General features: G+C 38.9%; 2 protein-coding genes. Both read left to right on the plus strand.

What is annotated here, in order from left to right; translation table 11 throughout:
• Positions 1 to 483, plus strand: a 483-nt coding sequence (locus tag FD44_RS10070; protein WP_056973939.1) for a site-specific integrase, incomplete at its 5' end; no start/stop codon positions are given.
• A gap of 12 nt (positions 484 to 495) precedes the next feature.
• A complete protein-coding gene (locus FD44_RS10075; protein ID WP_010620853.1) occupies positions 496 to 855 on the plus strand; it encodes a hypothetical protein in 360 nt (119 codons plus the stop codon).
• The last annotated feature ends 226 nt before the right edge of the window (positions 856 to 1,081 follow it).

Genomic DNA, 1,081 nt, shown 5'->3' on the forward strand with positions numbered 1-1,081 from the left:
CAAGTTGGCAAAGCGACACTGTTACGAGTGAGCGACGTTATGAAGCTTCGTTGGACAGATGTCTTTAACGAAAACGGCACCGTGCGTCAGAATGCGTTTATCCACGACCAAAAGACCGGTAAAGCTAACCTGCTCTACTTAAAACCCGTGCAAACTGATTTATTAGCCTATCAAGCTTGGTTGCAAGAAAACCATTTGGTTTCTGACTGGTTGTTTCCCTCGATTCAGCACCCAGAACGACATATCACGGAAAAACAGTTCTACAAAATCATGAGCAAGGTTGGCGATCTTTTAGGAATTAATTATCTAGGAACCCATACGATGCGTAAAACCGGGGCTTATCGCGTTTACACGCAATCAAATTATAATATTGGTTTGGTCATGCACTTATTAAATCATTCCAGTGAAGCAATGACTTTAGCTTATTTAGGCTTAGACCAGGCTAGTACTGAAACGATGCTGGATAAAATTGATTTTGGTTAGGAGGCTGGCTTTATGGATTTAGATTTTAAATCAAACAAGTATGATCTTTTTGATGATTGGCATCAAAACAAGACTAAACAAGCCTTTACACAAAAGTTGCAACAGCAAGCTCAAATTGAAAAAACACACCTGCCAAAATTATTGTCGCGTGAAGATTTAAAAATTCGTTGGCAGATGAACTCTCGTCAAAGTGTTCATCAAGTTGCTAGTAAGCCTGATTTTCCGCAACCCGTTTTTGCTTTTAATCATGGTAAGACGCCACTTTACTTAGCAACTGAAATTCAAATTTTCGAAATTAATCACCCTTGGGTAATAACTCCCGGTGCTCGTCTTGCTTATAGTCATTGGATCCTTCGTAATGTGATTGATTAATCTTGAGATTTGGCTCTAGGATTTTTATCGTTGGCGCTAGCCTTCTAATACAAATAATCCCCATCAAAATGGGGATTAAATCTACCCTTGACAATTGTCAAGGGTGTAAGTGCGCATTGACCTCGTTTCACTCGGTCTGCTGATTCCCATAAAATCAATTTTTTCCGTTGTTGAATGGAATGTATTCTTAATTCAATTTATGCTTGCACCTAACTAAGATTGTTAT

The organism is Secundilactobacillus malefermentans DSM 5705 = KCTC 3548, assembly GCF_001436395.1.
In the GTDB taxonomy this organism is placed as follows: domain Bacteria; phylum Bacillota; class Bacilli; order Lactobacillales; family Lactobacillaceae; genus Secundilactobacillus; species Secundilactobacillus malefermentans.